The sequence below is a fragment of the Streptomyces sp. NBC_01176 genome (assembly GCF_045039825.1).
Classification (GTDB): domain Bacteria; phylum Actinomycetota; class Actinomycetes; order Streptomycetales; family Streptomycetaceae; genus Streptomyces.
In genome coordinates, this window is sequence record NZ_CP108600.1 from 8,095,311 (window position 1) to 8,117,186 (window position 21,876).

Here is a 21,876-nt window from a genome sequence, read left to right on the forward strand (position 1 = left end):
AGCACCTCAGTGGGCGGTGCCGGTCTGCCAGGCGATCCGGTCGTCGATCGCGATGACCATGTTCCCGTCCTCCAGCACCTTGAGCGTCGCACCGTTGGCGCCTTGGGAGTTGCTGGCCCACAACGGCTTGGCCTGGGCGCTGTAGACCACCAGGTTGCCGTCCTGCTGGAACACGGCCGTGTTGCCCGGGCCCTGGGTCCGGCTCGCCCAACGTGCCTTTCCGGACTCGTCGTAGAGCACCAGGTTGCCGTCCGTCTGCATGATCAGTTTCGAGCGCACGGTCCGCACGAGCTTCCCGACCTCGAACGTGAAGGGAGGCTTCAGCACCAGGGCATCGGGCGGGTTGCCCCCCTCCGCGGAACCGTCGTCGCCTGTGCCTGTACCTGTGCCTGTGCCCGCGTCCGAGCCGGCGGTTGCGCCCGCGCCCGCGGCTGCGGGAGACGCCTTCGCCCCGGCCTCGGAGGGCTCGGCCGACCGGTCGGCGGCACGGTCGGCACTGGCGGACGGCGCGGCACGCGTGGGCCCGGAGCCCTTGTCGTCGAAGGAGTGGAACAGGAGCAGTGCGGAGGCGGCGACAGCGACCAGCGCACCCGCGCCTATGGCGGCCGCCCCTTTGGACCGGCCGTTTCGGCGCCCTTCGCCGGCCGACCGCGGAGTCGGCCCGGTTCCCGGGTGGGTGCTGCCCGGGTAGGCGTCATGTGTGTCCGCCGCACGCGGGCGCGCGACTGGGCCGGGGCCCGATTCCGGCGCGAGGAGGGTGGCCGCGTCGGCTTCGCGGGTGCCGACCGCAGGGGCCGTGGTCGGTGGGGAGAGCGGCGCCGTCGCGCCCAAGAGGTCGGCTGACATACCGCCTCCCATGCCGCCTCCCATGCCGCTTCCCATGCCGCTTCCCCGGCCGGTGACGGTCGCCGCACGTTCCCGGTCCGTCGCGGGGCCCACGGCGAGTGCCAGCTGGTAGGCGGGATGCTGGACCAGATCGGTCTCGGCCTGGCAGAGCTCCACGATCCGCTGCAGGCCGGGGCGCTGGGCCGGATCACTGTGCACGCAGGCCGAGATGAGCTGGGCGACGCCGGACTCCACGCCCCGCAGGTCGATCTCCCCGTGCACCGAACGGTAGGACACCGCTGCGAACGACCCGTCCCCGTAGGGCGGTCGGCCGGTGACGGCGAACGCCAGAGTGGCGCCCAGGGCGAACACGTCCGCTCCCGGACCGGTCTCGCTGCCCGTGATCGTCTCGGGTGCGATGTACCCGGGACTGCCCATCGCGCTGCCGACCTGGGTCAGGTCGGACGGACCGCTGTTCCGGGCGATGCCGAAGTCGATCAGCTGAGGGCCGGTGGCGGAGAGGATGACGTTGTGCGGCTTGAGGTCCCGATGCCACACGCCGCGGACGTGGATGGCGTCCAGCCCCTCGGCCAGGGCGGCCAGCATGATCCGGGCCAGGTCGGCGGGGAGCGGTCCATGGGTCATGACCGCGGCGTGGAGCGTGGGCCCTGGCACGTACTCGGTGGCCAGCCAGTACGGAGGTGTGTCCAGCTCCGCGTCGATGAGTGACGCCGTGTACGCGCTGCGGACCGTGCCCAGGGTCTCCACCTCGCGCCGAAACCGGCTGAGGGCGTGTTCGTCGTGTCGGAGGTGGTCGTTGATCACCTTGACGGCGACCGGACGGCCGCCCGGCGAACGTGCGAGATACACCCTCCCCATGCCGCCCTCACCGAGTCTGCCGACCAGCCGGTAGCGACCTATGTGTGACGGATCGGAGCCATCGAGCGAATGCACGGGACCTGTCCTCCTGAAGTGGGACCCACGATCACCGGATCCGCCGTGAGGTCGGCTCGGCCGGGCTCCAACTCCGTTGCCCAGTGGGGTGGGTGCGAGTACCAGTCCGTCGACTCCACGTCTGGACCGGACACCGACATAGTAGAGGGAGCCGACACCCGCGCCTCACCCGACGCGGTGGTGCCGCCCCGGCTCTGCGGTCAGCCCTTCACCAAAGGTGCCGGGACGCGGCAATGGTCCCCAACTCGCTTTTGCGGCAAGGCAGTTACCGGATGGAACGAGACGGGCAGCGCGGACGGGACCCGGACCCCGGGGGGAAAGGACGCGACGGAGGCCACGGCCGTCGATCAGGAGACGGCGCCGGTGGCACCCGACGGCACGCGGAACACGGGACCTGTGGGTCCGCGCGGTCCGGGTGCGCCCTGCCGCAGCACGGCGCCGTTCCCGTGTTCCCGGCCCGCGGTCGACCGGGACCGGGCCCACCGGAGACGGCCGCGGGCCCGCGGGGGACGGGACGTCACGGCTGTACGGGGGCCTCGCCGACGTCGCCCGGACGGCCGGGACGGTGGGCCTGGACGGCATCGGCAACGGCGTCGTCCAGGCCCTGGCCGCGGGTCCGGAGCCCCTGGACGACACCGCTGATGTCGGTCTGGGAGCGGTTCTGGCTGAGTTTGAACTTGGCTTCGACACGGGTGATGGAGAGTTCGACGCCGACGATCGCCCGCAGTTGGCCCTGGATGTAGGGGGCCGGAGCGTCGTCGACGGACCACGGGGTGACGGCGGCGGCCTCGTGTTTGTCGGTCAGCCGGCGTACCTGGTCCTCGACCCACGCGGGGTCGTCGTGGACGACGAGGTCCCCGTGGACGTGCGCGGTGATGTAGTTCCAGGTCGGAACCTGGCGGTGGTGCTCGGCCTTGGACGGATACCAGGTGGGTGTGACGTAGGCGTCGGGACCGCGCACGATGACCATGGCCCGGCCGGTCGGGGGCAGCTTCCACTGTTCGTTGTTGCGGGCCATGTGCCCGATCAGGGAGCCGTGCGCGCCGGCCTCGGGGTCGTAGACGAAGGGCAGCAGGGTGGCCTGGAGGCCGTCCTCGGTCACAGTGATCAGGTCGGCGGCGCCGTGGTGGTGCAGCAACTGCCGGACGTCCTCATCGGTGGGGGCGAAATGTCGCGGAACGTACACGGTCAGCCTTTCGTGGACGGGGCGGGCGGGCCGTCCTGTCTCTGGGGGTCGATAATGCGCCATAATTGCACTAGTGCAATATGTCAATTGAATTAGCGTAAACGTAGCAAAGGGTCGCCTCTCGCGAAAGGGACGCAGGTGGGGGCAGGGCCGCCTGCCGGAAGGCGGTCGCTGACGGCGAGCGCCGGGGCCGGGGACGGGCGTGCCGCCGACTGGTCCGCCGGACGGGTCCCGCCGCGGACGCGGACGGCGCGCGCGTCCGCGGCGGGATCGGGACGGGTGGGTGCGGCGGCGGCTCTAGCCGCAGTTGGTGCCGTACTTTCCGAAGTGCGCCCCGTCCATCGCTCCCCACCAGTCCACGCAGGACCCGGCGGCGTCGACGTAGACCGGGCCGACGTAGGAGCGGAAGGCGCCGCCGTCCTGGTCGTCGTAGATCTCGCCGCCGCTGCGCCGGATGAAGAGGTCCATGGGGACCGGGTCACCCGCGACGTTCCGGACGGCGACCGCGCAGTTCTTGCCGGTGGCGGAGTTGTAGGTGAGGTAGGCCGTGCCGATGTCGCCGACCGGCGTGGAGTTGACGGTCTTGTAGCCGGTGCCGCAGGCCCCGTTGTAGGCGGCGGTCGCGGTCGCAGTGGCGGGTGCTGCCGACGCCGCCGGTGCCAGAGCCGTGAGGGCGACGACGCTCACGGCCGCCGCTGCCGCACCCTGCACCACACGCATCATCCGTGCCATTTCGTTCCCCGTTCGTGTCATTCGCCAAGTGGGCATCGGCGGCCCGGTTCGCACCGCGCTCTCGATGCTTTTCCGTACGCCGAGTACGACCAGCCGACGACCCCAGCCGTTGTGGCCGTCACGGCAACGACTCCGTGCCACACGTCATGGACTGGCACCAGTTCGGTGAACTCCGCGCGGTGGGCCTTGCGTCGGCGCCTGCGCGGCAGTCGGCCCCCTCGCCGCACGGCACGTACCGCCCGCTTCACGGCACGTACCGCCCGCGTCGAACGATGCTCCCCGGCAGTCGGCGCGACGGCCTGGGCTCCGCAGCCGTCGGTTCTTCTCCGGTGCGGCGCGGACCGGATGATCCCCGTCGAAGCGGGTGACGCCCGCCCGCGGCCGGTGCCTTGACGAACGTTGCCTAGGACGAACGTTGCCTAGGGGGAGTCCGACCAGGGCCCTCTCTCACGGGCGTGGTCGGAGTCGGCCCCGACGACGTCCTCCCGACCGTGGCCGGACGCCGGCGGCTGCTGCGGCTTCCGCGCGTCCTGCGCAGTGGTGAGCGGGCTCAGGTGCCGCGCGGTGCTGTGATGGTCAGTCGACACCCGCGCCATCGTCCTGGGAACGGACGGGCTCGTGCTCGGGGGAGCCGTGACCGGCGACCAGGTTGTGCTCGAGCTCTTCGAGTCCTCGCAGCAGAGTCTCCTGCCGCGCGGGCGTCATCCCGGCGGTCGTGATCGACTCCAGTTGCGCCCACAACCGTTCCACCGAGCGTCGCAGCCCATTGCCGGCAGCGGTGGTCTCCACCAGTGTGGCCCGCCCGTCGTCCGGGTCGGGCCGGCGGCGGACGAATCCGGCGCGCTCGAGGCGTTGCACGGTGCGGGTCATGGCGGCCGAGTCCGTGTCGAAGACCACGGCGAGGTCCGCCTGCCGCTGGGGTCCCGAATCCCACAGGTGCATCAGCAGCAGTTCGTGGCCGGGGTGCAGTCCGACGGCCCGGAACAACTGCCTTGCCCGCATGACGTGCAGCCGTGTCACCCGGATCAGAGCGTTGCTGATGGGGCCGCTGCCGGCAGCGGTGGCGGAGGGGACGCCTTCCCGTCCGGGCCGTCGTGAAGTCATGGATCATCCTACTGTGACGCGGCTTCGGACCGTCCGCGACGGTCGACGGCAGCGCCCCGCGGCGTCCACATCCACGTTCTGTCGCAGGTGCCGAGAGAAGCCGTGTCCTGACCTGCGGCCTCGTGTCCAGTCATCTACTGTCCGGGACACATAGTTACCTCCGAGGGCTCGATGTCCGCGGATCCGTCGTAGATTTCCTGCACTTCCTTCCAGGTCTCCGGAATAGATCCATGACGGCGAACATTATGCTGTCTCGAACAGTTAATGACTCGGCCTGATGTCGACCCGTGCGGTGGGAGGGACGCGAAGTGAAGTCATCGCTCTGCCGGCCGCCGTCGCCGTCCAGATCGAGTCGGCGTGACCACGGTCGCGCGATCCTGTCCCGTTCAAGATCATCCGAGACTGACGTGAGGTACGGCGATGAAGGCGATCCAGATGACCGAACAGGGCGGCCCCGAGGTGCTGCGGCTGGTGGAGCTCCCTGACCCGCAGCCGGGACCCGGCCAGGTGCTGATCCGTGTGGAGTCCGCCGCGGTCAATTTCTCCGACGTCATGCGCCGCCGCGGTGACGTCTACCCGGTGGCCACCCCGTCGCCCTTCGTGCCGGGTGCCGAGGTGGCGGGCACCGTCGTCGCCCTCGGGCCCGGCGTGGACGGCCCGGCGGTCGGTACCAAGGTGTTCGGCAGCGTCGGTGCCGACGGCTCCGGCGGATACGCGGAGCTGGCGCTGGCCTACGCCCCCAGTGTGATCCCGATCCCTGAAGGGCTCGACTCCGACGCCGCGGCCGGCATCGTCGTCTCGGGACTGGCGGCGACCGTCGTCCTCACCGAACTCATCGGGCTTCGAAAAGGGCAGAGCGTGTTCATCCCCGCCGCGGCGGGGGGTGTCGGCCAGTACGCCGTGCAGATCGCGAAGCTCCTGGGTGCCGACACGGTCATCGCGGGCGCCAGTACCCAGGCCAAGCGTCGGATCGCACTCGACCTCGGGGCCGACCACGCCCTCGACTACACCCGGGACGACTGGCCGGAAGAGGTGCGGGAACTGACGGGCGGTGTCGGGGTGGACGGCGCGCTGGAGATGTCGGGCCCGGCCCGCCTGGCCCAGACGCTGCGCGCCCTGGCCCCGTTCGGACGTCTGGTCGTCCTCGGCTCGGTCGGGGGAACCGTCGAGGGGCTGGACCCGGCCGCACTGACTCCGCTGTTGTACGACCCGGCGCCCAGTCAGTCCCTGATCGGCTTCAACCTGGGCGTCTGGTTCGAGCACCGGCTGCCGGAGGCGGGCGAGGCGCTGCGTCGCCTGGTGGGATGGGTCGCCTCGGGTGAGGTGCGCCCGCCGGCCACTCAGTCACTGTCCCTCGCCGAGGCGGCCGAGGCGCACCGTCTTCTGGAGACCGGCCGGACCACGGGCAAGCTCATCCTCAAGCCTTGATCCGTCGGGCCGGCTCCTCTGCGGCGGCCGGCTCCTCCGTGGCGGCCGGCTCCGGCGGGGCGGGCCGGCCCTCGCTCCTCCGTGCTGTGCGTACCCGGCGGCTGGTTCTCGCCGAGGTCGCTCCGCAGCCAGGGTGAGCCGGCCGCCCGGCCCGGGGTGGCCGGCTCGGCCAGGGGTGGTGTTCGCGCCGGCCGGGGCGGGCGGCCGACCGGGACGGGCGCCCGGTTGACACGCGAAGACCCCGCACGTTAACTTCCATGGAAGTCTACTTCCGGGGAAGGTCGAACCTCGCGGAGTCCGGTCGATGGAGAGTGGTTCTCGTGGCGTTGCAGGCGGACAGGCATTCCCCGGCCGAGGCGGCGGAACCGAGCGAGATCGCCGATGCCTGGGCGCGGGAACTGCCCGGTCTGGATCTCACGCCTTTCCTGGTGAGCGGTGGAATCCTGCGCCTGTCTCAGCAGGTCGAGCGCGCCTTCACCGCGGTGGCCAGAAGCAGCGGCATCGGGCCGGGTGATCTGCGCGTACTGCTGGCGCTTCGCAGGTCCGGGCCGGACTACGCGATGAGCCCGACGGCGCTGTTCAAGCGACTGATGATCACCTCGGGAGCGGTCAGCAAACAGGTCGACCGCCTCGCTGAACTCGAGCTGGTGGAACGCGTATCGGATCCCGACATCCTGCGCGGGGTGCTGATCAGCCTGAAGCCCGCAGGGCGGACGATCGCGGAGAACGCGATGCTGCGGATCTCGACGTCCTTTTGCGGCCTGGAGAACCTGAGCGCCGCCGAGGCGGGCCGTGCGATCGAGGTGCTCGGTCACTTGCAGCGGACGATGGACGCGGCCGAAACCGCGGAGCGCGCGTAACCGGCGTCAGCCCCGGCGTGGATCCCTACGACGCGAACGGGGCTGGTCCGTGGATACGGGGGGCCGGGCGACAACGCGTACCGGTTTCGCCACCGGGCAGGTCGTGCCGGTGAACAGGGGGAGCACTCTCGAACAGCTGTGAACCCAGGAGGTCCCTGATGCCAACCCCCGTTCCCTACGCGGTCAACGCGACCTCGTTGCCGCATTCGAGCGTCTGGGAAGACATTGAGAACGCTGCCGTGACCGGCACGCGGGGCCTCGGCCTGTGGGAGCGCAAACTGACCGGCGTCTCGGACACGGAGGTCGCCCTGCGGATGCGAGAGGCCGGACTGGCCGCGACCTTCTGCGTGCCCTCCGTGAACTGCATTCTTCCCTCCCAGATCGACCCTCCCGGAGCACCCCGGAACATCCTTGACCGACGCGATCTCATCTGCGCGAGCGTCGAGCGGCTCGCCGCGTTCGAACCGGCGGTGATCACGATCGCTCCCGGCGCGTCCGGAGACCCCGACAAACCGGCGGGTCCGCTGGACGCCGTCCTCGAGGTCCTGCCCGCCATCGCCGACGCCGCAGCGAACAGCGGCGTCCGCATAGGACTGGAACTGCTGGCTCGGCGGCGGGGCTCGGCGGTGCCGTCGCTACCGGAAATGGTCGAGGTCGTCGACGCCGTGGGCCGGGACAACGTGGGCATCATGTTCAGCGTCTTCCACAGCTGGTCCGATCCCGGGCTGCACGAGGACCTGCGCCGGTACGCCTCCCGGATCAACAGCGTCCAGGTGTGCGACATCCGCGACCCGGAGCGCTGCGCGTTCGACCGTGAGCTTCCGGGAAAGGGGCGAGGAGTCGCACCGGAGATCATGGCCACCCTCATGGAAGCGGGATACCGCGGATGGTGGGAACTCGAGATCTTCTCCGACGACGGAACCTACGGCACGGTGCTCCCGGACTCCTACTGGGCCGTCCCGCCGGAACACTTTCTTCGCCAGGGGAAGGACGCCTTCGAACTGGCGCATGCGGCGGCGCGAGAGATCCTGGCGAACCGGGAAGGCCGGTGACGCGACGACCGTGACCGGGGACATGCACGCACGTTCGCTGCCACGACGCATCTTCAGCTTGCTCGACACCGTCGGGGCGGCCCCGCGCCCCCTGACGTTGAGCGAGATCGCACGCGGCGCAGGTCTCCCGGTCTCCACGGCGCACCGCTTGCTGAGCGAGCTGCTTCGCTGCGGCGTGCTGGTCCGCACCGCAGGCAATCGTTACGAGTTGGGGGAGCGCCTCTGGCGCCTCGGCGTCGCCGCACCCTGGGAGCGGGAGCTGCGCGGAACGACGGCGGTGCACCTGCACGCCTTGGCGCGCCGCACCGGCTCGGCGGTGGCCCTGACCGCGCTCAGCGGCGAGCGCCTGGTATGCCTCGACACCATTGCCGCGCCCGGCGCCGGCCTCACCCTCGCCGATCGCGGTGAGGAACTTCCCGTGACGGCCACGAGCGCGGGAAAGGTGCTCCTGGCGACCACGGCACGGGATCGGCTGGGTGCCGTGCTGAGCGAACCACTGCCGCGCCTGACCCCCCACACCCTCGTGGCACCGCACCTGCTGACGACACAGGTCGAACGTGCCCGCCGGGACGGGTACGCGACCGCGCACGAGGAAGCCGCTGTCGGTCAGGCGTCCATTTCGGTCGGGGTCCGTACCGGGCCGCACCGCGCGCCCATGGCACTGACGGTGCTGACGCCCGCACCTCGTCGGGACCTCACGCGGATGCTGTCCCCACTGCGCGCGGTCGCCGCCGCCATGTCAGCTGCCGTGACGGCCTCGCGGCCACGGGTGTGACACGTACGCCCGGCCGTCCACTTCTCACTGGAACCGCTTCAGGTAGGAGTCACCGGGGAGCCAGGGGCGCCACGTGCGTGCGGGAGTCGCCGGGGAGCCGGTGTGGAGGAAGCGGGACCACGCTCGCTGCAACGTGTGCGACAGTTCCGGAGCCTGGGCGTCGGGCTCGTAGAGCACGGCGAATTCCGGCGCGGCGAAAGTACCGAACAGCAAAGGGATGTCGACGGTATGCGTCGCGCCGAGCCGGCCGTCCCAGGCTGGGCTGCGGTGCGCGTACTCGGCGCGGAACACCGTCGAACCGGCCGCTGCCGCACGGCCCGCCCACCGGTCGGCCGGCCGGGTGTACAGGTGCTCGGTGAGCGCCGCGGCCGCGGTACTCAGCGGGTTCGCGGGCCGGGCCGCCTGCGCGTACCGTTGCGCGGCGTCCGGTCCCAGCATGCCGGTGAGCACGGAGACCGCCTTGTCGCGGCTGACATCCTCGGGCCACTCGTCGTCGATGAAGAAGAAGGTTCCTTCGTCGGCCGTGGTCGAGATCAGCGTCGGGCGCGCAGGGGCGGCGGACTGCAGATCGGCGAGCGGACCTGCCAGCCACCCGGTCGCGGTCGGCCAGAAACGATGATCCGCGGCGATGTCCCGGGTCGCGGAGAGGATGCGCGCGCCCGACACGGATCCCAGATCGGCGACTCTCACGCCGAGTCGGGTCGCCAACGCCTCGACCGCTCGCTCCGAAGCCTCCGGTGACTGCAGGGCGGGAACGCCGCTGTGCAGCACCACCTGGGCGAAGAGATGCCGGTACTCGGGCGACAAGGACAACAGGGCGACGCACATCGAACCCGCGGATTCACCGGCCAGCGTGACGCGGCCCGGGTCACCGCCGAACACGGCGGCGTTCTCGTGCACCCACTCCAGCGCGGCCACGAGATCGCGCAGACCGAGGTTGGCCGAGCCGGCGCCCAGCGCGTCGTGGCAGGCGAACCCCAGGGCTCCCAACCGGTAGTTGACGGTGACGACCACGGCCGACGCCGCTCCGGCGAGCAACCGGCCGTCCAACGCGGGCACGGAACCCGCTCCGTTCGTGAACGCCCCGCCGTGCACCCAGACCAGTACCGGAAGATCCGCCGGCGCGTCCGCCGGCGTCCACACATTGAGGCTCAGGCAGTCCTCTCCGGTGACTCCGGGATCCCCCTGGAGCACGCGGGCGCGGGCGCTCCCGGGTTGCAGGGCAGCCGCACCGAACCGGGTGGCGTCGCGGACGCCGTCCCAGGCGGGGGCAGGCTCCGGTGGGCGAAACCGCCGCGGCCCGACGGGCGCCGCCGCGTAGGGGACTCCTAGGAACTCGTCGACGCCTCCTGCGCGACGTCCTCGCAGACGCCCGGCCCGCACGTCGATCTCGACCGACTCTGAGGGCCGGGAAAGGAAAGGGCCGCCGGGCGCCGCCTCCGACGCGACGGCCGGGCCGTGTCGCCCCGACCGGTCGAGCGGATCGACGAGGAGCCCGATCGATTCCTGTGGGGCGACCACCGAGTGTCGGCGCCGCGCGTCGTGCCGCGCGTCGTGCGCGAGTGTGAACTCGACGTCCTCACCAGCCACCGTTCCTCCTCCCTCAGGTCTTCCGGCGCTTGGCCCGTCAGTCAACGTCCCCGCCCCCGGGCTCGGCAAGCAAGGGTTTCCGCCTGGCGAGAAACGAGGCCTGCTCGGTCCGGCCGTTGACACCTGCCGGACGCCAATTGTAGCTTCCATGGAAGTTTACTTCTGTGGAAGTAGCTGCTGTGCGCGCGGCACAGCCGGGACGATCAACGACGAGAGGGCCCGAGCATGCTGACTACCGAGGAAAACGAGATCCTGACTCGCGTGGGGCAACAGGCGCCGATGGGGCGGATGATGCGCCGGTTCTGGCTTCCGATCTGTACCTCCGCCCAGATACCGGAAGCCGACGGTGATCCTCTGCGAATGAGCCTGCTGGGCGAGTCGTTCGTGGTGTTCCGCGACTCGGACGGCCAGGTCGGCGTGCTCGAGGAGCTGTGCATGCACCGTGGCGTGTCGCTCGCACTGGGCAGGGTGGAGAAGGGCGGTATCCGCTGCCTCTACCACGGCTGGAAATTCGGTGCGGACGGCACGATCCTGGACACCCCGAACCACTGCAACGCGCGCTTCCGGGAGCGCATGAAGGCCCCGGCGTTTCCGGTGCGAGAGGCCGGCGGACTGGTGTGGGCCTACGTCGGCCCCAAGGGCCGGCAGCCGGAGTTCCCGCACTTCGCGTTCATGGACGGGCCGCACGAGCATCGGGCCGTGATCCGGCTGAACACGCCCGTCAACTACCTCCAGCTCTTCGAGGGTGGGGTCGACAGCTCACACGTCGGCATCCTGCACAGCAACCAGGCCAACCCGACATGGATGGACGACGAGTTCACCGCTCGCGAGGACGAGGACTTCAACCCGGGCGCCCTGGCCAGCGGGGACAACGCACCCACGCTGGACATCGAAGACACCGCGTTCGGTTTTCACTACGTCGCCAAGAGGCAGGGGCCGCCCGCCGCGGACGGCGGCCCGACCCACAGCATCCGCGTCACCCCGGCGATCCTGCCGGTCACCCGGATCATCCCCGCGCCGGCCTTTCAGTTCTTCGTGTTCGAAGTCCCGCAGAGCGACACGGTCACCAGCACGTACATCATCGCGCACGGCCCGAAGCCCATCGACCGAGCGGAGATCATCCGCATCATGGGACTCAAGGAACCGTTCTGGAACGACGAGGACTGCGACTTCCGCGCCGACTGGGCGAACAGGCTCGGGCAGGACCGATCCCGGATGAAGACCGACTGGACCGGTTTCGACGGCATCGAGCAGGAGGACGCCGTCCTCGCGATGAGCATGGGCCCGATCCTCGACCGCAGCAGGGAACACATGGTGGCCGCCGATCGGGCGGTGATCCACCTGCGCGCCCGCCTGCTCGAATCGGTCCGCCGCCACGAGGAGGGCGGGACTCCGATCGCCCACGGCCTCGATCTCGCCGACGTACGGTCGCTGCCGGACACCGTGATCGCCCAGGACGACCGCTGGCAGGACCTGGTGCCGGGCAACTCGCCTGCGGGCGCAACCGCCATGACGGAGAAGGCACATCCATGATCGAGGCCATCGTCCGGAACACGATCCAGGCGGCCGAATCGGTGCGCCTGCTCGAACTCGGCCCCGTCGACGGCCTCCCACTGCCGGGGTTCGGCGCCGGCGACCACATCGACGTGACGCTGGGCCCTGGACTGACGCGCAGCTACTCACTGGTCGGCGCCCCCGAACGGGAACCGTCGTCCTATCGGATCGCGGTGGCACTGGACCCGGAGAGCCGAGGAGGGTCACGTGCTGTCCACGAGTCCGTCCACACCGGCTCCCGCCTCGCGATCAGCGAACCGGTCGGCGATTTCCGGCTCACCGAATCCGCCCCGCACAGCGTCCTGATCGCCGGCGGTATCGGCATCACACCCCTCCTGAGCATGGCACGCCGGCTCACGGAGCTCGGGGCGTCCTGGGAGGTCCACTACGCGGCACGTTCACGCCACGCGGCCGCGTTCCTCACGGAGTTGTCCGCTCTCGCCGACTCGGGGGCGGGCAGCTTGCGGGGGTACTTCACGGACGAGGACGGGCCACGCGCGCTCAAGATCGCCTCCCTGGTGGCCGACACCTCCGGCGAAACCCACCTCTACTGCTGCGGACCGGCTTCGATGCTGGCCGACTTCGAGGAGGCGACCCACGGAATCGGTCCGGAACGCGTGCATCTGGAACGGTTCCGTGGAGACCTGCCGCCCGCCGTCGACGGGGGCTTCACCGTCGAACTCGCGCGATCCGGGAAGGCCCTGGGAATCGGACCTGGCGAGACGATACTCGACGCGGTGCTCGACGCCGGTGTCACCGTCGACTTCTCCTGCATGGAGGGGATCTGCGGCTCCTGCCGCACCCCCGTGCTCTCGGGCGAACCCGACCACCGCGACACGGTTCTGTCACCGGAGGAACGGACCGCCGGAGACACCATGATGATCTGTTGTTCCGGCACGAAAGGCACTCGTCTTGTCCTCGACCTCTGACCACGGCGTCGAAACGGCGTGGTCCAAAGAATGGGGCCAGCTCCGTCCACACGGGAAGCCCGGGCGGCACGCGGCGCGTTCGGCACCGGCCACGGCCTCCTCGAGAGGATCCGCGTACTCGACGCCGACGACCGAGGAGGCCGGATGAACACGGACGGGTGGATCTGCTCGGTACTCGACCACGCCAGCGCCAAGCTGCTCGCGCTCGAGGAAGTCGGCCTCTTTCCCAGCGAACTCCGGGTCAGCAGCGGCGTGTACAACAGCCTCGTGCGCCTGCGGCATCGTGAGTTGTCCGACGGCGTTCCCCTGCTGGTGCTGGGCACGGCGGTGACAGAGGACCCCCGACTGACCGCCGACCATTTCCTGCTCCGGCCATGAGGGCGGGCGCCGCTCTTCCGCGACGGGAACCAGCCGCGCCTCCGCCCTGTGGGAGGGGTGCGGCTTTGCGGAGGCGCTCGACCTCACAGTGCGAGGAACTGGCGGGCGCCGCGCAACGTGGTGTGCAGCTTGCGCTGGGTGGCGCGGCTGTCGAGGCGGACGTCGAGTGCCCCGGGAAGCGCGCTGGTGGCCCGTAGGCCTGCGGGCAGCCGGGAGGCGTCGAGCCCGTCGCGCCTTGCGACAAGGGTTCCGAGTTCGTGACGGCTCACGGCGTCGGCTCCTGCCAGATGGTGAACGCCGGCGGCGTCGCAGGCCGCGATTTCCAGCAGGGCCGCGGCCAGATCGACGACATGGACGGGACACCGGATGTCGTCGGTGAACAGGACACCGCTTCGGGCACCGCTCGCGAGGTCGTGCACCGCGCGTACGTGAACGGACTGCCGGTCGCCGATGATCAGCGAGGTGCGGGCGACAACGGCATCCGGGTGCACGAACCGAATCCCTGTCTCCGCCGCGGCCTTGGCCGCGCCGTAGGGGGTGACGGGGTCTGGTAGGCAGGATTCGTCGTAGTGGACGCGAGTGCCGGAGAACACCGCATCGCTGGAAACATGGACCAAGCGGCAGCCGTACTTCGCCGCGGCCATCGCCAGGCGGACGGGGCCCTCGGCCGTAACCGCCCAGTCGGATCCGCCGCTTGTCGCGTTGACGACGAGGCGGGGGCCGACCGCGGTCACGACTGCTTCGATGCGCTCGGGGTCCCGCAGGTCGAGGGCGTGCCAGGTGACTTCCCGAGTGCTACCGGGCCTGGTCGCGAAGGTCGCGGCCGTCGCGTGTCCGGCCGCTGCCGACTGGCGGACCAGTTCAGTGCCCAGGAACCCGCTACCGCCGATGATCAGAACCGTCATGACGCGAGACGGTAGAGGATCCCCGCGCCGCTCCGAATTCCCGGTCCCCGACCGCCACGTGTCGCACAAAGGTCTCCCAGAACCCGTTGTGCACATGAGCAGTCCCGGCGGTGCCGGAAACGAGATCGCGCAGCTCTTCCGGCACCGCCTCACACCCCTCCTCGCCACCCTCCGCATCCCCGATCAAGTTCCATGGCGTGATGTGTTGCGCCGTCCTGGTGAGCGCCACATGCAGCGACCGGTGACTTCTTCGTGTGTGGCATTACCAGGCGCTGGCTCCGCCGTCGACCGCGTAGTTGGCGCCGGTGATGTATGCCGCCCGATCGGAAGCGAGGAACGCGGCCAACTCGACGACCTCTTCGGGCTGAGCGAAGCGCTTGAGGAGAGTCTTGCTGATGATCGCATCCCGGGCCGCCTGGTTGTCGCCGAGGTCGCGGTCGCTGGCCGGGGTCAGGACCGGGCCGGGACTGATCGCCACCGCACGGATTCCGTGGGGGGCGCCTTCCAGGGCGAGTTGTCGCGTCATTCCGATGACACCTGCGTTGGCTGCGGTATGCGCGACCATCGGGGGAGTCGAGCCTGCGATCAGGCCGGCCTCCGACGCGACGTTGATGATGACGCCGCCACCGCGCTGGACCAAATGCCGCCACGTGAACTTCGACACGAAGAAGGGAATGTCAAGTTCGCCGGCCTCCGTCGCCCGCCAGTCCTCGATGGAAAAGTCCGGCATGGGACCGAAGCGCTGCATGGCCGCGTTGTTGTACACCACATCGAGCCCGCCGTAGGCGCCGACGGCCTCTTCGGCCAGTTGCCGCACCTGGTCCGGGTCGGTGAGGTCCACCGGCGCGATGCCTGTCATCTCACCGCCCGCGCGTCGTACGAGTTCGACCGTCTCCTCGTTGGCATCGGTCTGGATGTCACACCCGACGATCTTGGCGCCTTCGCGCGCGAAAATCAGTGACGCGACGCGACCCATACCTCCTCCGGTGCCGGTGATGAGTACTACCTTCTCGTCCAGAGTTCCCATGGAATTTCTCCTGGTCCGTGCCATGTGCGCTTTGGGTCTATGCGGAGCAGCCGTGTGCCGGTATCCGTCCGGCGGCCTGGCCCTGCCCGGGCCGGACCTCCTTCGCGGGCTTTCTTGGGAGTCGTAGAGCACTCCTGACCGGTGGGTCGGTGGCTGATGAAACCGAATATGCTTGACGTGTCAAGCATGCGTCTCGGCCTGACAAGCGTCAAGCGGCTGTGTTCGAGCCCGCAATCGGCATGAAAGACTTGACTCCCGCACGGCGGGTGCGGCCGTCGACTCGCTCGGCGGCCCGTCGGATCCGAGGGGATGTCCTCGACAGCGGCGATGAGCGTGAACGGTCAAGATCGGATCTACTGGTGGCGAACGGGGTGACGCCTGAGTGACCGGCGGAACGCAAAAGGCAATGGAATCACCGCCGCGTGGGAAGTACGCTCCCGTGCAATTGGAGGAGAGCGAGATCCTTCGGCGCGGTCTCGATGCCTTCGCCGAACTGGGATACGCCGCGACCACCATGCGGGAGCTGGCCCGGCGGCTCGAAGTCAGCCACAACTTCATCAATGATCGCTACGGTTCGAAGGAGAAGTTCTGGCGCGCCGTGGTGGATTTCGCGCTACTGGACGTCCAGTCCGAGCTCGACCATCGGATGGCGGTGGGTCGTGACGATGGTGAACGTCTGAGAAACGTGATCGTTCAGCTCTACCGGCTTTCCGCCAAGGCGTCGGCGATGAACCGATTGATGTCGGACGAGTCAACTCGCGACTCGAGCCGCTTGGACTATCTCCACCAGCGGTTCATCAAGCCGTTCTGGGACAGCATCGAGCCGACCATCAGCAGCCTCATCGCGGCCGGCCGTATTCCAGATGCGCCGACGCACATCTGGTACTTCGCCGTCACGGGTCCCGCGCTGGCCCTGGCGCAGGACCCGATCGCCGACCGGCTGAACCCCGCCGCATCGCCCATGGCGGAACAGGACAGGAACGGCATGGCCGACGCGCTCTCCAGCCTCGTCCTTCAGGGCCTGCTTCCGCTCTCGCGAGGCGACGCGACGGATCGCAACGGCTAGCGAAACCGCGTCACCGACAACCCTGCCCGGTCTCGCTGAGATCGCGGCGTCCGATCCCGTTCCGCGCCGCGGCGTTGACCTTCCTGGCGGCAGTGGTGTGCCGCGTCCGCGGGACCGTAACCTCTGCCCGGTCGGCGTGAATCAGGCCGCCGCACGCCCCCGAGGCGCGGCGGTCAGGTGCGCAGGTCGAGCAGGGCGGACATGGCCGCCACCGCGGACGGAGCGACCTGGTAGTAGACCCAGGTGCCGCGCCGCTCCGAGGTCAGCAGCCCGGCCTCGCGCAGCTTCTTCAGATGGTGGGAGACGGTCGGCTGCGAGACACCGACGTCCTGGATGTCGCACACGCACGCCTCGCCGCCCTCGTGCGAGGCGACTTTGGAGAACAGGCGCAGCCGCACCGGGTCCGAGAGCGCCTTGAACATGGCGGCCATCATCTCCGCGTCGGCCTGGGACAGCTCCGCCGACGTGATCGGCGGGCAGCGCGGGACGGCCGGCTCGGCCGGCAGCACCGGGAGCTCCGTCACCTGGGAATTCGACATGTGTCTATGTTGACACTCATCGATACGAGTGGCAAGCTCCGCATATCGACAGTCATCGATATACGTCGAACGAGAGATCTGTCGGGCATGCCGTGCCCCGCAACCTGCCGCCAGGACGGCCGCGGCCACGTCCGCGACGGCACCTGCGTACCACCGTCCGACAGCGGCCCGGCAAGCCTCACGCCTACCGGCAGGCCCGCTGACCGATGCTCCCGCACCACCTGCCGACATCCGCACCACCTGCCAACACCCCGTTTCCGAGGAGACCTTCCGCCATGAGTGACCTGCTTCCCGTCGTTGTCATCGGAGCCGGACCGGCCGGACTCGCCGCCGCGGCCCACCTCGTCGAGCGCGGCATCGAGCCCCTGGTCCTGGAAGCCGGGCCGGCCGCGGCGGCCGCGGTACGCGAGTGGGGCCATGTCCGGCTCTTCTCCACCTGGGGCGAGGTCACCGACCCGGCCGCGGAAAGGCTTCTCGCGCCGACCGGCTGGACCAGGCCCGACCCGGACACCTACCCCTCAGGCGCCGACTGGGCCGCGCTCTACCTCCAGCCGCTGGCCGATGTCCTGGGCGACCGCGTGCGCTACGACGCCAAGGTCACCGGCGTCACGCGCACCGGACGCGACCGCATCGTCGACGCCGACCGGGACAAGCAGCCCTTCGTCCTGCACCTCACCACCGCCGACGGCGCGGAGCGGCGCGTCCTCGCCCGCGCCGTCATCGACGCCTCCGGCACCTGGACCACACCCGGCCCGGCCGGAGCCGGCGGCCTGCCCGCGCTCGGGGAACGGGCGGCAGCCGACCGCATCACCCACCGTGTGCCCGACCTCAAGGACCCGGCCGTGCGGGCCCGTTACGCCGGCAGGCGCACCGCCGTCGTCGGCTCCGGCGCCTCCGCCTTCACCGTGCTGGCCGCCCTCGCCGCCCTCGCCGAGGACGAGCCCGGTACGCATGCCGTGTGGATCCTGCGCCGCGGCATCAGCGGCTCGACGTTCGGCGGAGGCGAAGCCGACGAACTCCCCGCCCGCGGCGCCCTGGGGCTCGCCGCGAAGGCCGCCGTGGACAACGGGTACGCGGATGCGGCCACCGGCTTCCGTACCGAAGCCATCGAGCGCCACACCGACGGCCGCCTGATCCTGGTCGGTGAGGACGGCCGGCGTCTCGACCCGGTCGACGAGGTTGTCGTGCTGACCGGCCTCCGCCCCGACCTGACCTTTCTCACCGAGATCCGCCTCGGCCTGGACGAACGTCTCCAGGCACCCCTCGCACTGGCCCCGCTCATCGACCCCAACCAGCACTCCTGCGGCACCGTCCCCCCGCACGGCCACCGCGAACTGTCCCACCCCGAAAAGGACATCTACCTGGTCGGCATGAAGTCCTACGGCCGTGCCCCCACCTTCCTCGCCATGACCGGCTACGAGCAGGTCCGCTCCGTCACCGCCGCCATCGCCGGCGACCTCGAATCCGCCGACCGCGTCGAACTCACCCTCCCGGAGACCGGAGTGTGCGGCGGCGCCGGACTGCCCGACGGCCCGGCAGCCGCACAGAACGACGGCGGAGGCTGCTGCGCTCCGGCGCCGCAGTTCGTACGGATCGGCGTCGGCAACCCCGCCGCCGCCGAGGAGCCCTCGACCGGGGAGCGCTGCTGAGCACGTAATCCGGTACCCCTGGCCGAGCCCCTACTCCATCGGGCGTCCACAGCGGTCAGCAGGTGAGCGAAGAGGTCCGCACGGTGCTCCGTCGGTCCGACCACGGCTGCCGGATCGACGGCGCGTGCGGTCGAATTCGGCGCCCTGGCACATCCGGCAGAACGGGTGCTCAGGGCAAGCGGCCCAGAACCTCCCGGGGAGCCGGTTCGTTGAGCCGCTCGGCCGGTTCTCCCCATGATCAGAAGGACTCGTCGTGAGCGGACATATCCCAGTGGACGAAAGCTGTATCAGCGCCTTCCAGGAGTTGAAGGGCAGGCGGGACATCAACACAGTTATCTACCGGCTCAGCGACGACCTGACGACCGTCATCTTCGACGCCAAGGGGAACCTGACCCACGACGAACTGCTGAAGGCACTCCCGGCGGACGAGCCCCGTTACGCTGTCCACGATCTGCTCTTCGCATCGTCGGACGGGGCCCGACAGGAGAAGACCGTGCTGATCTCCTGGTGCCCGGCACGGACGACGGCCGAGGAGAAGACCGCGCACTCCTCGGGCTACAGCTCACTCCGGAACCTGCTCGAGGGCGTCCAGGTCCACGTACCGGCCACAGACCTGTCCGACGTGGAGTACCGGGCACTCGTATCCCGGGCCTCGTGACGCACCCCTCCTCCCACCTCGTCGCGCGGGAGAACTCGTCGCTGTCGCCGACCGACGTCGCCCTCGACGAGATCGGCATCACCGCCATCGACCGTCGAGGACGCCGCGCAACACACTCCTGACCACCCGCAACACCCCTGCCCGGAGGAGACATTGACCGCGCCGCCAACTGAATCCGATCACGCCTCACCGGACCAGCTCTCCCACGGAACAAGCGCTCCCCGGACCCGCGTGATGCTGAGGCCGATCGCCACCAGCCTTCCCTTGGGATACCTGGCCTTCGCCCTGGGCATGATCGTCCTGGCTGCCGACAGTCTCGGCTGGGTGGAGGACGAACAGCTACTGGTCGGCGTCCTGTTGGCCAGCTACGCCTTCCCGCTCCAGCTCATCGCCACCGTCATGGCCTTCCTGGGCCGCGACACCGTAGGGGCCACCACGCTCGGCCTGTTCACCACGAGCTGGCTGGCATTCGGCCTCCTCGACATCGTCAGCCGCCCCGGATCCACTCCCACCGTGCTCGGACTGTTCTCCCTCTCGTTCGGGGTGGTCGTCGCGGGCGTGGCGGTCGTCTCCTCACGCGCCAAGCCCCTGATCGCCGCAGTCCTCGTCCTGTGTTCCGCCCGAGCGGTACTGGACGGGCTCCACGACCTGACAGGATCCTCCGGCCTTCAACGCGCGGCCGGGTGCGTGGCATGTGCCGCCGCCCTGGCCGCCGCCTACCTCGGCTTCGCCCTGCTGATCGAAAACGCGTGGCCCCGCGCCGTCCTTCCGCTCTTGCGGCGGGGCGAAGCAGTGGGCGCGATGAACGGCAAGCTCAGCGCCGCCCCACCCGGACTTCTCGGCGAACCCGGCGTACGCGAACAGCTGTGATGCGGAGAGCCCTGTCGGTCGGGTGCCGACGCTCGTCCATCGGGTTGCCGGCGGCACTTCCGAACCGGTGAAGCAGACAGTCACGCTCCAAGGCGAACGGAAGTGCACCGTCGGGGTGTCGGTACCGCAGACCGCGGCAACAGGGGCTTCTCAGAGCCACTCGTGAGTTTGATCACGATGCGATGCAACTGTCCGTCCACAGCCGCGGGCCCGGCGGCAAATCCTCCCGCCGAACGCGGAGTTGCGGGCCCGGAACCGTCCCAGGTCCGCGGTGGAGCGGCAGCCACCCCGCCTGCTCCACAGCGCACGACCTGGTAGTACGTTTTCCATGTCATCTGCACCGACCCTGACCACCGCCCCGCCTCGGACCGCCGTACCTGCCGCCGCGGACAGAGCGGCCTCGTCGACAGCCACCGCGGTCCTCGGCAGGGGCAGAAGGCGATGAGTTCCTCTCCCGTCTCGCTGCGAAGCCTCATACCGGCCGTCTTCCTGCCGACGCTCATCTTCGAGATCGGCGTGGGCGCACTCGCGCCGGTACTCGCGCTCAGCGCCCGGGCTCTCGGCGCCTCGGTGGGCACCGCCAGCCTCGTGCTGGCACTGCTCGGTGTGGGACAGATCCTCGGCGATGTCCCGGCCGGAGCTCTGGCGGCGAGGGTCGGCGACCGCAAGGCCATGCTGATCGCCGCCGGGATCGCCGCGGTGACGCTGACCGGGGGCGCCCTGTCCAGGAGCGCCTGGCAACTGGGGCTCGCGGCGACGGCCACCGGAGCGACCAACGCGGTGTTCAACCTTGCCCGGCAGGCCTACCTCACCGAGGTCATCCCCGTCGAGCTGAGGGCGAGGGCGCTCTCCACGCTCGGCGGCATGGTGCGCGTGGGCGCGTTCATCGGCCCGTTCATCGGTGCGGCCGTGCTGGCGGTCGGCCCGGTCCGCAATGTGTACTGGCTGGCCCTGTTGTGCACGGCCGTGACCGCCGTGGTCCTGCTGATCGTGCCGGACGTCGCAGAACCGACGCCGTGGCGTCCTTCCGGCTCGGCGCCGGTCTCGGTGCGCACGGTCGTACGCGCTCAGCGCAAGGTCTTCCTGACCCTCGGCGTCGCCGTCGTGCTGGTGGGATCCGTCCGCGCCACCCGGCAGGCCGTCCTGCCGCTCTGGGCCGAACATCTGGGCCAGAGCCCGTCGTCCACCAGCGTCGTCTTCGGGATAGCCGGACTGGTCGACACCCTGACCTTCTATCCGTCGGGCAAGGTCATGGACCGAGCCGGACGACTGTGGATCGCCGTGCCCTCGATGCTCGTCCTGGGGCTGACCATGGCCTGTCTGCCGCTCACCCACGGCCTGGTCTCGCTGACCGTGGTGGCGATGCTCATGGGCTTCGGCAACGGCATCGGCAGTGGGATCCTGATGACTCTGGGGGCGGATGTGGCGCCGCCCCGAACCCGCTCCCAGTTCCTCGGCGTCTGGCGGTTGTGCGCCGACTCCGGAAGCGCGGGCGGTCCCCTGATCGTGTCGGCCGCGGCTTCTCTGGGCAGTCTGGCGGCCGGCATCGCCACGATGGGGGGCGTGGGGATCCTCGCGGCCGCGGCTCTGCTGCGTTGGGTACCGCGCTACTCGCCCTTCGCGACGACCGGCACCCGCAATAAAAGCGCCGTGGCGAAGGGACCGGCGGCAGCGTCCGGGAGATCCGGGAGATCCGGGAGATCCGAGAGAGTCGAGAGCTGACCGCCGAGGTGCCCCCCCGTACCGCGCCCGGGGCGCAGAGTCCCGAACCGGCGCGCAACCCGTTCGGACCCGC

Annotated in this window: 21 protein-coding genes; 13 read left to right on the top strand and 8 right to left on the bottom strand. The window is 70.0% G+C overall.

Going from position 1 to position 21,876, the window contains the following annotated elements; genetic code table 11:
* Positions 1-6: 6 nt before the first annotated feature.
* The 4 genes from OG199_RS35235 to OG199_RS35250 all read right to left on the bottom strand — a co-directional run bounded on the left by OG199_RS35235 (position 7) and on the right by OG199_RS35250 (position 4,801).
* Positions 7-1,779 (bottom strand): protein kinase domain-containing protein, encoded by a 1,773-nt coding sequence (locus tag OG199_RS35235; RefSeq protein WP_405832872.1) that lies wholly within the window; start codon positions 1,777-1,779, stop codon positions 7-9.
* A 517-nt stretch (positions 1,780-2,296) separates the two neighbouring features.
* The gene (locus OG199_RS35240; protein WP_356799272.1) at positions 2,297-2,965 is read right to left on the bottom strand and encodes an FMN-binding negative transcriptional regulator; all 669 of its coding nucleotides are present in this window, start codon (positions 2,963-2,965) and stop codon (positions 2,297-2,299) included.
* A gap of 297 nt (positions 2,966-3,262) precedes the next feature.
* Positions 3,263-3,688 carry a spore-associated protein A gene (locus OG199_RS35245; RefSeq protein WP_405834766.1) on the bottom strand — a complete coding sequence of 142 codons (426 nt, stop codon included), beginning with the start codon at positions 3,686-3,688 and terminating at the stop codon, positions 3,263-3,265.
* A gap of 585 nt (positions 3,689-4,273) precedes the next feature.
* Positions 4,274-4,801 carry a MarR family winged helix-turn-helix transcriptional regulator gene (locus OG199_RS35250; protein WP_405832875.1) on the bottom strand — a complete coding sequence of 176 codons (528 nt, stop codon included), beginning with the start codon at positions 4,799-4,801 and terminating at the stop codon, positions 4,274-4,276.
* Positions 4,802-5,221: 420 nt separating this feature from the next.
* Here OG199_RS35250 and OG199_RS35255 point away from each other — a divergent pair, with 420 nt between their 5' ends.
* From OG199_RS35255 to OG199_RS35270, 4 genes are all read left to right on the top strand, one after another.
* Positions 5,222-6,229, top strand: coding sequence for a zinc-binding alcohol dehydrogenase family protein (locus tag OG199_RS35255; RefSeq protein WP_405832877.1), 1,008 nt, complete (start codon positions 5,222-5,224; stop codon positions 6,227-6,229).
* 320 nt (positions 6,230-6,549) lie between these two features.
* Complete coding sequence (locus OG199_RS35260) at positions 6,550-7,089, top strand: MarR family winged helix-turn-helix transcriptional regulator (protein WP_405832879.1); 540 nt, start codon at positions 6,550-6,552, stop codon at positions 7,087-7,089.
* Positions 7,090-7,247: 158 nt separating this feature from the next.
* On the top strand, positions 7,248-8,141 hold the full coding sequence (locus tag OG199_RS35265) for a sugar phosphate isomerase/epimerase family protein (protein ID WP_405832880.1): 894 nt from the start codon (positions 7,248-7,250) through the stop codon (positions 8,139-8,141).
* Between the two features lie 58 nt (positions 8,142-8,199).
* On the top strand, positions 8,200-8,916 hold the full coding sequence (locus tag OG199_RS35270; RefSeq protein WP_405832882.1) for an IclR family transcriptional regulator: 717 nt from the start codon (positions 8,200-8,202) through the stop codon (positions 8,914-8,916).
* Between the two features lie 24 nt (positions 8,917-8,940).
* On the opposite strand, the gene OG199_RS35275 is transcribed toward OG199_RS35270, so the two are convergent.
* Positions 8,941-10,506: a carboxylesterase/lipase family protein gene (locus tag OG199_RS35275; protein ID WP_405832883.1), complete on the bottom strand. Its 1,566-nt coding sequence runs from the start codon at positions 10,504-10,506 to the stop codon at positions 8,941-8,943.
* Between the two features lie 291 nt (positions 10,507-10,797).
* Here OG199_RS35275 and OG199_RS35280 point away from each other — a divergent pair, with 291 nt between their 5' ends.
* The 3 genes from OG199_RS35280 to OG199_RS35290 all read left to right on the top strand — a co-directional run bounded on the left by OG199_RS35280 (position 10,798) and on the right by OG199_RS35290 (position 13,367).
* Positions 10,798-12,039, top strand: a complete 1,242-nt coding sequence (locus OG199_RS35280) for a Rieske 2Fe-2S domain-containing protein (protein ID WP_405834768.1) — start codon at positions 10,798-10,800, stop codon at positions 12,037-12,039.
* The gene (locus tag OG199_RS35285) at positions 12,036-12,989 is read left to right on the top strand and encodes a PDR/VanB family oxidoreductase (protein ID WP_401806246.1); all 954 of its coding nucleotides are present in this window, start codon (positions 12,036-12,038) and stop codon (positions 12,987-12,989) included. Before OG199_RS35280 ends, OG199_RS35285 begins: the two co-directional genes overlap by 4 nt.
* 144 nt (positions 12,990-13,133) lie before the next feature.
* Positions 13,134-13,367 (top strand): hypothetical protein, encoded by a 234-nt coding sequence (locus tag OG199_RS35290; RefSeq protein WP_356799252.1) that lies wholly within the window; start codon positions 13,134-13,136, stop codon positions 13,365-13,367.
* Positions 13,368-13,450: 83 nt separating this feature from the next.
* Here the strand turns inward: OG199_RS35290 and OG199_RS35295 are convergent, their stop codons facing one another.
* Both OG199_RS35295 and OG199_RS35300 read right to left on the bottom strand, forming a co-directional pair.
* Positions 13,451-14,272 carry a sugar nucleotide-binding protein gene (locus tag OG199_RS35295; protein ID WP_356799250.1) on the bottom strand — a complete coding sequence of 274 codons (822 nt, stop codon included), beginning with the start codon at positions 14,270-14,272 and terminating at the stop codon, positions 13,451-13,453.
* Between the two features lie 262 nt (positions 14,273-14,534).
* On the bottom strand, positions 14,535-15,299 hold the full coding sequence (locus OG199_RS35300; RefSeq protein WP_401806244.1) for an SDR family NAD(P)-dependent oxidoreductase: 765 nt from the start codon (positions 15,297-15,299) through the stop codon (positions 14,535-14,537).
* A gap of 445 nt (positions 15,300-15,744) precedes the next feature.
* On the opposite strand from OG199_RS35300, the gene OG199_RS35305 reads away from it, so the two are divergent.
* On the top strand, positions 15,745-16,365 hold the full coding sequence (locus OG199_RS35305) for a TetR/AcrR family transcriptional regulator (protein WP_405832886.1): 621 nt from the start codon (positions 15,745-15,747) through the stop codon (positions 16,363-16,365).
* A 173-nt stretch (positions 16,366-16,538) separates the two neighbouring features.
* On the opposite strand, the gene OG199_RS35310 is transcribed toward OG199_RS35305, so the two are convergent.
* On the bottom strand, positions 16,539-16,904 hold the full coding sequence (locus tag OG199_RS35310) for an ArsR/SmtB family transcription factor (RefSeq protein ID WP_405832888.1): 366 nt from the start codon (positions 16,902-16,904) through the stop codon (positions 16,539-16,541).
* A gap of 275 nt (positions 16,905-17,179) precedes the next feature.
* Between OG199_RS35310 and OG199_RS35315 the strand changes: the two genes are divergently transcribed.
* From OG199_RS35315 to OG199_RS35335, 5 genes are all read left to right on the top strand, one after another.
* Positions 17,180-18,553: an FAD-dependent oxidoreductase gene (locus tag OG199_RS35315; RefSeq protein ID WP_405832890.1), complete on the top strand. Its 1,374-nt coding sequence runs from the start codon at positions 17,180-17,182 to the stop codon at positions 18,551-18,553.
* A gap of 253 nt (positions 18,554-18,806) precedes the next feature.
* Positions 18,807-19,211 (top strand): actin-binding ADF family protein, encoded by a 405-nt coding sequence (locus OG199_RS35320; protein WP_405832892.1) that lies wholly within the window; start codon positions 18,807-18,809, stop codon positions 19,209-19,211.
* The gene (locus OG199_RS35325) at positions 19,208-19,333 is read left to right on the top strand and encodes a hypothetical protein (protein ID WP_405832893.1); all 126 of its coding nucleotides are present in this window, start codon (positions 19,208-19,210) and stop codon (positions 19,331-19,333) included. The genes OG199_RS35320 and OG199_RS35325 overlap by 4 nt, the downstream gene beginning before the upstream one ends.
* 112 nt (positions 19,334-19,445) lie before the next feature.
* Positions 19,446-20,081: a GPR1/FUN34/YaaH family transporter gene (locus OG199_RS35330; RefSeq protein WP_401806231.1), complete on the top strand. Its 636-nt coding sequence runs from the start codon at positions 19,446-19,448 to the stop codon at positions 20,079-20,081.
* A gap of 441 nt (positions 20,082-20,522) precedes the next feature.
* Complete coding sequence (locus OG199_RS35335) at positions 20,523-21,803, top strand: MFS transporter (protein ID WP_405832897.1); 1,281 nt, start codon at positions 20,523-20,525, stop codon at positions 21,801-21,803.
* Positions 21,804-21,876 lie beyond the last annotated feature (73 nt).